The following is a 9,614-nucleotide window of genomic DNA, read 5'->3' as shown; positions in this document are numbered from 1 at the left end:
GCGCACTTAGGTGCGCTTTTTTTATGCCTGCGATTTAGAATTTCGGGAGTGAAGCCCCATCAAAAACACGTCGTAAAGCCATCCTTGCTTTTATGTAAGAGTTCCGACACCGCATCCCTGCGGTGTCAGGTTCAGAGAGCGATTTCCCTCTGTAATAGGCATAAAAAAGCTAGGACTATGCCTAGCTTCTCTATTTAGGTCGGTAGCAACAAGGGGGTTACATTTGCTCGACTTTGTAGCCTTTCGCCTTTAATAAGGCGATAACACTGTCATCGCCAACTAGGTGGCCAGCACCGACTAAGACAAATTCTTGGTCATCATCGCCAAACATGGCTTCGATTTGAGGTAGCCAGTTTTGGTTGCGCTTAGTAAAAACATCGTCGTACGAAGCGGGAGATTCACGTTTGAATGTGTCTACCACCAGTTCATCGATTTTCTGAGTATTCCCTTCTCTCCATGCTTTTATGGTGCTTTTAAGCATGTCTTTTAGCTCTGGTAGCGTTTCCAAAGTTTCAGAAATGAGGCGGTCTTCTTCACCGGCTCCCATATTGGCAAGCATACTGATTTGAAAATCTAACGATTCCAGATATTCACTGGCTTTTCCGTCGCGAGCAGCTAACTGCATGAAGTAGGCATCTACACCTTGTCCAGCTAGCTGAGAGCGTTGTGCTTCCATAGCTACCAGCATTGATGCAACCATGCCTGGCTTAAACTGCGCTAACTGATCGGCTGTTGCGCCAAAGTTGGCTAAATAAACATTGAGAGCCTGATAGGTCTCTTCTGATACATCATCTTTAAGCGACTTACCGTCTTTGTAAGCAAGCCCAGCCATCATTTTTTGCTGACCTTCAATATCCGTTGGGGCAGGCATTTTTACTTCAAAAACTAAAGTGTCACTTTTTTCATAGGTTTCAGTGAAAGTAGCGGGCAATGGAAATTCAGAGATTGGCAGAATATGTATTGTACCACCTACATAAACCGCATCATCGCCTTTCGACACTTTCCAAACCGAGGTCTGGTCGTGCTCTACATTTCCTGCAAAGGCTGTTGCCGAAATAGCGAAACTTGCCGCCATTGCCCATTTACGAAGGGGTATTCTTTTCATTGTATATATCCTTATTAACTATTCTACCAAGATGTCTTAGAGTGTATTGGCTACATGCAGCTTAATTCTTCCTGTCTGCCCCCAAAACACACTGCGCTCGACTAGTATTTCCAATCATATCAGATGCACAACTAAGTAAGGACTGATCTTCAATACAGATTTTATTACTCTTTGTTGTGTCACTTTGATGTAGAACCACTATACCTGCGGTAACACGCCGCGGTCGCGAACATTTCAACTCTCGCTGAGTGAGTAATTATCTCTGCGGACTGGTATAAACTATATGTTAAAGCTTCGGGCGAGTTAATACGTTACGCTATGCACTCCATATTCGGTGTAGGCTGGTAGGATTCATACATTCTTGGCACCAACTCGCTGTTTATTAACTTTAACACTTCAAAAATAATGTCAAAACCTAACGAACCAAAAACACAGACCGTTAGTGATGCTCTTAAGCATGCTATCGAAAAATTTCCGACGACACCTATCGCAGAGGTTAAGGCAACGGTACCTCAAGATGCTGCTAGTTGGCGGGAGCTCGTGCAGCAACGAAATGCGCAGCAAAAGAAAAAAATAAAGAACATGCGTAAACAATTAGATGTCAGTGTGGAATTACTGGAAATAGCCGGCGTAACAGTTCGTAAGCTCACACCGAAAGAGGTGTCACCGCATTTTGAAAACCATGTTTATATAGACGTGCATGGGGGCGCCTATGTATTTTTTGGTGGCTTACCGAGTATTGAAGAAGGGTTATTGATTGCATCACGGTTAGGAATAACCGTATTGAGTGTAGATTACGCTATGCCGCCACATGCCCCAGCACCTGCCGCGCTTTGTGATTTAAAAGCTGTATACCTAGCGCTTTTAGATAGCGTTGACAGTCGTCGCATACTCGTTGGAGGGACATCCGCAGGCGCCGGGCTGGTTCTTGCACTTGTACAGTCACTGGCCGCCGAGAGTATAAGCCTTCCTTGCGCTATCTATACAGGCACACCATGGGTAGACTTAACGCAGGCAGGGGATAGTCGACAAGTTAATGAAGGTGCTGATCGTGTGCTGGTTACCTACGAAGGGCTACTACAATCTGCGGCAGCGCTTTACGCTGGAACTATCGACTTATCACACCCTAGTGTTTCGCCTATTTATGGTGACTTTACTTCGTTTCCGCCTGTTTTCATCGTGGCAGGAACACGCGATCTATTTTTAAGCGATGCAGTCCGTCTGCATAGAAAAATTCGCGATTTCAACGGTACGAGTCAACTTGAGATTGTGGAAGGCCTGTCTCATGCGGAGTACCTCATCGCCCATGAAACTCCAGAGTCTTATATGACTTATGATGAACTACGGGCATTTTTCTTACAGCATCTCTAGCTCAATTCTACAAAACCATACTGTTACAAAACACCTTTAGCCAATGAAAAAGAAAGCCATATAAGCTTGTACTTATTCTTAATCAACCCGCGTTTTATCAGTTCTGACTGTCAGTTTAGTGTAAATTTGTAAAAGCATATGCAAATAAAAATAATTTGCATTTAGTTTAATCTCTCTGTATTTTACTCGGTGCCAAAATTCAACTCGGTACATTTAGGCATTTAATCACACACTTAAAAGCACTAAAGGGACTTCTTTTTCATGAAGAAAATGAATACAAAAAAAAGCGCACTAGCGCTGACAGTCACCGCAGCAATACCATTTGGAACCGCACTCGCTCAACAAGAGAATACCGCAGTTCAAGAGTTAGAAACCACTAAGGTTCAAGCTACCGAAGAAGCGGGTTATAAAGTTGACGAAACCTCTTCAGTAAAGCTAACGCAACCCATCGCGAATACCCCTCGTTCGATCAACGTGATTTCAGAACGCCTTCTTGAAGATCAGGGGATTACCAACTTAAACGATGCGCTTCGAAACGTTGCAGGCGTATCAACGTTTGGTGGTGGTGAAGGTGGTGGCGGTGTCGTGTCTGCCAGCGACAAGGTCACCATTCGTGGTTTTGATGCACGCTCAAATATCTATGTAGACGGTATTCGCGATATAGCTGGTTACAGCCGCGATACCTTCAACTACGAAGCTGTAGAAGTTATCAAGGGCGGAAGCGGCTCGTTAGACGGTCGCTCTACCGGTGGTGGTAGCGTTAACCTGGCAACTAAACGTGCGCGACTTGAAGATTTTGGTGCAGTGTCAGGTCGCTATGACTCTTTCGAAAACGCACGTGTAACACTGGATTACAATAAGAAGCTTTCTGAGAATGTTGCGGGCCGTTTAAACCTGTTATACAGCGATGGCGGTGACTTCTTTGACAATGGCGTTGAGGAATACCAAACCACTGGTGTGGCGGGCTCATTACTTTATAAAGTGAATGAAGCAACAGACATAAACCTTGATGTATTTGTGATGGAGCAGGATAACGTTCCGGTGCTTGGTCTTCCCTTCCTAACTTCAGCGGCTGCAGAAGCTACAGGTCAGCCCGAAGGACCGATAGATTCGGGTTTATGGGACGAATATTACAGTGTGCCGGGCCGTGACTTCGAAGAAGTGTCGACACAAATGTACACCTTAGTTATCAATCACAAAGTAAACGACGTGGTAACGCTTCGTAGCCAAACCCGTTTTGGTAGCAACGAAAAAGAGTCAGTAATTGGTCGTCCGTGGTGGAATTCAGGTGAAGAAGCTAACTTATTGAATGCTGAGCGCTTGCAAGCATTGGACGAAGAGACTGATTTATTTGTATCACAACTAGACGCAATTCTTTCACTTGAATCAGGGGCTTTGAAGCATCGAGTTGTGCTGGGTGCAGAAGTAGCAGAAGAAGAGCGTACCAGTTTTGGTGTGACAGCAAATTACACCTATGTCGATGGGCAAGGCAATGTGTTGGAAGCTCCCACCATTAACCCTTTCGACTTGCAAAACAACGTGTTTGTAACAGGTGGTACAACGCGTAGCGGCAATGACACTTCGGGTGATGCGAGCACGGTAGCCTTATATCTTCTAGATACCATTAAAGTCGGTGAGCACCTTCAAGTAGACATAAACGCGCGTTATGACGATTTTGATATCTCCGGTTCTGCGTGTGGTCGACGTAGCGGTTGTTTCGATGGGCTCGACGCTCAAGACAGCTACTTTAGCTACGGTGCAGCGGTGAGCTATATGCCTACAGAGAACGGTAATATTTACCTAAGTCACAGTAATTCTAAGCAGCCGCCCGGCGTAGCGTTAGCGCTATCAACCAACGCCGCGCAAAATGCGGTAAGGCCTGAAAATGCAGTAACCACTGAACTTGGTGTGAAATGGCAGTTCTTTAACGACCAGCTACTTGTTAGCGGTGCTGTGTTTGAAACTACGAAAGACGTGGTCGATTCACAAAATATTGAAGACGGTGTCACAGTGTATTCGCTAGCGGGTGAGCAAGAGTCTAAAGGCTATGAAGTCAGCGTTACAGGTATGCTAACGGACTCACTATCAATCTCTGCAAACTATGCGAGTTTAGATACTGAAGTTACCCAGGACACGACAGCGGATTCTATCGGTAACGGTCTACAAGCGTCGCCAGATGATACGGCTAACATTTGGGTTAACTATGCTGCAATGGATAACAAACTAAATGTGGGCGGTGGTATCTATTACAACTCTGGTGAAACCTACTGGCGCAGAAATACGGCTTATTTCACGGTCGATTCTTACACTACGCTTTTCCTAATGGCATCTTATCAAGTGACAGAGGATCTAAAGCTTCAGTTAAACGTTGATAACTTAACAGATGAAGAGTACGTGGTAGATTACAGCGCTAAAGGGCACTTCCGTCCAGGGAACCCTCGAAGTGTAGCTGTCTTTGCTAACTATACTTTCTAATTGAGTATTCGTTATTATAAAACCAGCCTTAGGTAAAAAGACCTCTGGCTGGTTTTTTATATTTTACTCGCTTTGCCACAATGGGAACATCATGCTGGTTAGAATTGAGAACTTCCTTACCAAACAAGAAGTCACCGATGCGGTGTCGCTTCTTGAGAAAGCCGATTGGGTTGATGGCGCTGTAACAGCGGGGCATTTAGCGTTACATGCCAAGAAAAACCTGCAGTTGCCTGAAGATTCTCCCACGGCACGCCAGCTAGGGGATTTCATTTTGAGCTTAATGGGTCAGTCGCAGCACATATTAGCGGCAGGGCTACCTAATAAAATATACCCTCCCATGTTCAACTGCTATCAGAGCGAAGGAGAATTTGGCGATCATATCGATAATACCATTAGGCGGGTGGCAGGAACTGCTGTAAAGGTTCGTACGGATATCTCAATGACGGTTTTTCTCAGTGAGCCCGAAGAATACGAAGGGGGAGAGCTCGTGATCCAAGATACTTATGGAGAGCAGCGTGTGAAATTCGCGGCGGGCGATATGGTAATGTACCCATCAACCAGTTTACATAGAGTGACACCTGTTACAAAGGGCCGTCGACTCGCATCGTTTTTTTGGATGCAAAGTTTAGTGAGAAGTGCTGAACAACGCCGTATTCTGTACGACTTAGATATGAGTATTCAGGCACTTAGCGCAGAGACGCCTAATAACGCTGAAATTGTAAGGCTTTCGGGTGTGTATCACAATCTGTTAAGACAGTGGAGTGAAACCTAAGCTTAAAGACCTGCAAGTAATGCGTGTTTGCGCAGTGAAATTTTCTAAGAAATTGACTAAGCTGTGGGCCATAAACAGTGCTTATTTATTTCTTCTATGGAGCCTACGCCGCAAAGCGCCATTGTCATTTCAAGCTCGTCTCTCAACAATCGAATAGTGTGAGCAACACCTAATGCCCCCGCCGTGGCTAATCCGTACATCAGAGGCCGACCAATAAGCACGGCGTTAGCACCCAGTGCCATGAGCTTTACCACATCAGCGCCTCTGCGCACACCGCTGTCGGCCAGTACCATCATTTCATCACCAACCGTTTGGCGAATAATAGGAAGCATTTCTACCGGTGAAGGCACGCTGTCCAAAGCACGGCCGCCGTGATTCGACACTACAATACCCGCTACGCCAAGTTCCGCTGCTTTTTGAGCGTCCAGTGGATTAAGAATACCTTTCAACACAATGGGCAATGACGTGTGTTGCTGGATAAAAGCAATATCGTCCCATGTAGGAGCCTGTGCCATAAGCCCTTGAAATACAACGCTCTTGCCTTCTCCGGGGTGCACTAAGGGAGGAGGCGTATCTATATTGACCGCGCGCACATTTGGAGGGAGCGAAAATTCAGCTCTCTGCTCACGGTTTCGCAAGCCGTTAATTGGCGCATCGATGGTGATTACCAATGCTGAAAACTGAAAATGTTCTGCTTTTTGTATGAGTTCTAGAGTTTGTGAAAGGGTAGGTTGAACATAGAGTTGAAACCAGCGGGGGCTTTCCACCTGACTAGAAATATCTTCAAAGGAGCAACTGGCTAACGTGCTCATCACCCATAAGCCGCCTTGAGCTTGTGTTGCCATCGCCGTAGCAATCTCACCATCGGGATGCGCTAACGCTTGATAAGCAACAGGCCCTGAAATTATAGGGTGTTCAAACTGCTGCCCTAACAAGGTGGTTTTAGTTCCCCCCAGTTTGATATCTTTCAAAGCGCGGGGAAGTAAACACAGGTCGTCTAATTTTTCTCGATTTCTTCGCATCGACAATTCATCTGCAGAGCCACCGGCAATATATGCCCACGATTGTGGGGTTAGTCGCTCCCGAGCCAGGTTCTCGTAATCAGACAGTGCTGCAAGGGTTTTAGGAATTGTATTTAGCGGTGTTTTAAGCATATTCGTCAGTTTTATGTAAAGAAAGTAAAAAGCCTTTCAATATTAATTAAATTGCAAATGATAATAATTGTCATTAAGATGCAGTGCGATTTGAGCACGATTAGCCACTTCTTGCAAATAAGAAGAGAAATAAAGCGATGAAAATTCCCTATGACAGACAGGGGATGCAAGTTTCTACGGATAGTCTCACTTTTGGGCATTCTTTCTTGGAATAACAATAATCACACCAATTGCCCTAACTCAAATAGTTAGTGCTTTGCTCATGTTTGGCGTTAGAGCCATTTATGAAGTTAAGCCGCGCGTAACAAGACACAACATTTTGAAATGGCGAGCCACTGGCTGGCCAACACTCAACACATTAAGGATTATCAAATGCCTGTAAATGGTAAGCGCATTATTTTGTTAGGAACCCTGTTTCCCATGTTGTCAGCGGGTGTGCTGGCGCAAAGCGAAGAGATAGAAACGCTCGACACCACCGTTGTGCAATCTGCGTCTGAAGAGCTGAAGCAAGCCCAAGGCGTGTCTATCATTACGGAAGAAGATTTCAAACGTCGTCCTGTCACTAACGATATCGCTGAAATTGTAAGAACCATGCCGGGTATCAACCTTACAGGTAACTCAAGCTCAGGACAGTATGGCAACAAACGTCAAATCGACATTCGCGGAATGGGTCCAGAAAATACGCTTATTTTAATTGACGGCAAGCCAGTGTTGTCGCGTAACTCTGTAAAAATGGGCCGTTCAGGCGAGCGAAACACACAGGGCGACAGCAACTGGGTTCCAGCTGAAGCGATTGAGAGCATTGAAGTTATTCGTGGTCCAGCAGCGGCTCGCTATGGCTCTGGCGCATCAGGTGGTGTTATCAATATTATCACTAAGTCTCCTGATGAAGCTTCTACCTCTATCACCGCTCAGACCGAGCTTTCTTCAAATAAATACGAAGGCGACAACCGTCGTTTTAACCTAGTAACAAGTGCGCCTTTATCTGAGCGTTTCTCTCACCGCACTATTGTTAACTACAACGAACAGGACGCTGACGACCCACGCGTAAATTTAGACGCAACAGACGTAACAACGGGCCGCGGCGGTACAGCAAAAGCGGTAGGTGCAGGACGTGAAGGTGTTGAAAACATCGACGTGCGTACTCTTGTTCGCTTCGACCAAGATGAAATTAATCGCTGGGACTTTGAAGCAGCCTATAGCCGCCAAGGCAACCGCTATGCCGGTGACAATGCATTTCAAGGCGTAAGCTACCCCGTTGATGAAAATGGCAACGTCATCATTCCAGACGCTGAAGACCTGGCAGAAACCGATCCTCAGAGCTTAATTGGTGAAGAAACACTAGTAATGCACCGTCGTACGTTCGGCGTAACACACAATGGTGAGTATGACTTCGGCGATTCATTTAGCTATATCCAATACGAAAGCACGTCTAACAGCCGTTTAGGTGAAGGCTCTGCAGGTGGTGGTGAAGGTCGCATTAATAGCCTTGAGATGACCACCATCAAATTAGAGAACATTACGGCAAAGACCGAGTGGAATGTGCCTTTAACGTTAGGCGGCTTCAATCAAACCGCAACGTTTGGTGCGGAATACCGCAAAGAGACCCTAGACGATTCAGTTAGCAATCAGCTTTCTCTGAATGTGGTTGATGACGGCACTATTCCTGGTGTAGAGACTGACCCAGAAAATCGTCCATCTGAAACCGACGCCACGCTTGTAGGTGTGTATGTTGAAGACAACATCATGCTAACTGATTCAATCACGCTTACGCCTGGACTGCGTTTTGATGATCACAGCAAAGCGGGTACAAACCTTAGCCCGAGCTTGAATGCATCATGGCAGGCATCGCCTAATATTGTGGTTCAAGGTGGTATTAGCCGTGCTTTTAAAGCACCAAATCTCTATCAATTAAACCCTAACTACGTGTACTACACACGAGGTAATGGTTGCCCAGTTGACTTCTCTAACCTAGGTGGCGGGTGCCACATTCTAGGAAACCCTGACCTAGAGCACGAAACCTCAGTAAACAAAGAAATTGGTGTTAACTACACCAACGAAGAGGGTTTGAACGCGGGTATTACTTACTTCCACAACGACTATAAAGACAAAATTGGCACCGGTAATGTACCGCCAGAGTATGTGTTACCTGGCGAAGAAGGTGGCGAGGCAAACGTTCAGGTATTCCAGTGGTTTAACGTTCCTGAAGCGGTTATTTCTGGCCTTGAAGGTAACTTGTTGTTCCCTGTAACCAGCACTATTGAGTGGTCGACCAACTTTACCGTGATGCTTGAGTCAGAAGATAAATCTACTGGCCAGCCATTATCTATCGTTCCTGACTACACAGTGAACTCGCTAATAAGCTGGCAAGCCACCGATGCACTTGAGCTTGTGCTTAGCGCTCAACATTACGGTGAGACAGAAAGCCCTACGGCCAGCGTTAATTCGGGCGCCGTTATCGAAGCTGATGATCGCGAAGCCTATACCATCACCAACATTAACGCCATTTACGCGTTCGACGAAAACTTAAGCTTCAACGTGTCGGTTAAGAACTTGTTTAACGAAAGCGTTAAGCGTGAAGGTACACAAGCATCTAACGCAGGGGCGAATACTTTCAATGAACCAGAAAGAAGCTTCTTGTTGTCTGCTACTTACCAGTTCTAATACTTAGCAAGCAGTAACAAGACATTAAAAATGCCGGCCTCGATAGCGATATCGACGTGCCGGCAATCTCATT

The 9,614-nt window shown here is 45.8% G+C and carries 6 protein-coding genes; 4 read left to right on the top strand and 2 right to left on the bottom strand.

The features are described from left to right. Positions 1-217 precede the first annotated feature (217 nt). Positions 218-1,105, bottom strand: a complete 888-nt coding sequence (locus tag ACFI6J_RS05305; protein WP_039234928.1) for a TraB/GumN family protein — start codon at positions 1,103-1,105, stop codon at positions 218-220. Between the two features lie 405 nt (positions 1,106-1,510). Between ACFI6J_RS05305 and ACFI6J_RS05300 the strand changes: the two genes are divergently transcribed. The 3 genes from ACFI6J_RS05300 to ACFI6J_RS05290 all read left to right on the top strand — a co-directional run bounded on the left by ACFI6J_RS05300 (position 1,511) and on the right by ACFI6J_RS05290 (position 5,723). Next, complete coding sequence (locus ACFI6J_RS05300) at positions 1,511-2,476, top strand: alpha/beta hydrolase fold domain-containing protein (protein ID WP_283622475.1); 966 nt, start codon at positions 1,511-1,513, stop codon at positions 2,474-2,476. Between the two features lie 261 nt (positions 2,477-2,737). Further along, the gene (locus ACFI6J_RS05295; RefSeq protein ID WP_283619660.1) at positions 2,738-4,951 is read left to right on the top strand and encodes a TonB-dependent receptor; all 2,214 of its coding nucleotides are present in this window, start codon (positions 2,738-2,740) and stop codon (positions 4,949-4,951) included. Positions 4,952-5,042: 91 nt separating this feature from the next. Continuing rightward, a complete protein-coding gene (locus ACFI6J_RS05290) occupies positions 5,043-5,723 on the top strand; it encodes a Fe2+-dependent dioxygenase (RefSeq protein ID WP_014951030.1) in 681 nt (226 codons plus the stop codon). 56 nt (positions 5,724-5,779) lie between these two features. On the opposite strand, the gene ACFI6J_RS05285 is transcribed toward ACFI6J_RS05290, so the two are convergent. Continuing rightward, complete coding sequence (locus tag ACFI6J_RS05285; protein ID WP_462557793.1) at positions 5,780-6,877, bottom strand: alpha-hydroxy acid oxidase; 1,098 nt, start codon at positions 6,875-6,877, stop codon at positions 5,780-5,782. 372 nt (positions 6,878-7,249) lie between these two features. On the opposite strand from ACFI6J_RS05285, the gene ACFI6J_RS05280 reads away from it, so the two are divergent. Continuing rightward, positions 7,250-9,541: a FepA family TonB-dependent siderophore receptor gene (locus tag ACFI6J_RS05280; protein WP_435786817.1), complete on the top strand. Its 2,292-nt coding sequence runs from the start codon at positions 7,250-7,252 to the stop codon at positions 9,539-9,541. Positions 9,542-9,614 lie beyond the last annotated feature (73 nt).

The sequence above is a fragment of the Alteromonas sp. G4i13 genome (assembly GCF_054960505.1).
Note: the sequence above shows the minus strand (reverse complement) of the source record. Positions and strands in the feature narration are given on the sequence as shown.

Coding starts and splice junctions, on each gene's coding strand:
- ACFI6J_RS05280 (WP_435786817.1), top strand. CDS start 7,250: ATGCCTGTAAATGGTAAGCGCATTATTTTGTTAGGAACCCTGTTTCCC.
- ACFI6J_RS05300 (WP_283622475.1), top strand. CDS start 1,511: ATGTCAAAACCTAACGAACCAAAAACACAGACCGTTAGTGATGCTCTT.
- ACFI6J_RS05290 (WP_014951030.1), top strand. CDS start 5,043: ATGCTGGTTAGAATTGAGAACTTCCTTACCAAACAAGAAGTCACCGAT.
- ACFI6J_RS05295 (WP_283619660.1), top strand. CDS start 2,738: ATGAAGAAAATGAATACAAAAAAAAGCGCACTAGCGCTGACAGTCACC.
- ACFI6J_RS05285 (WP_462557793.1), bottom strand. CDS start 6,877: ATGCTTAAAACACCGCTAAATACAATTCCTAAAACCCTTGCAGCACTG.
- ACFI6J_RS05305 (WP_039234928.1), bottom strand. CDS start 1,105: ATGAAAAGAATACCCCTTCGTAAATGGGCAATGGCGGCAAGTTTCGCT.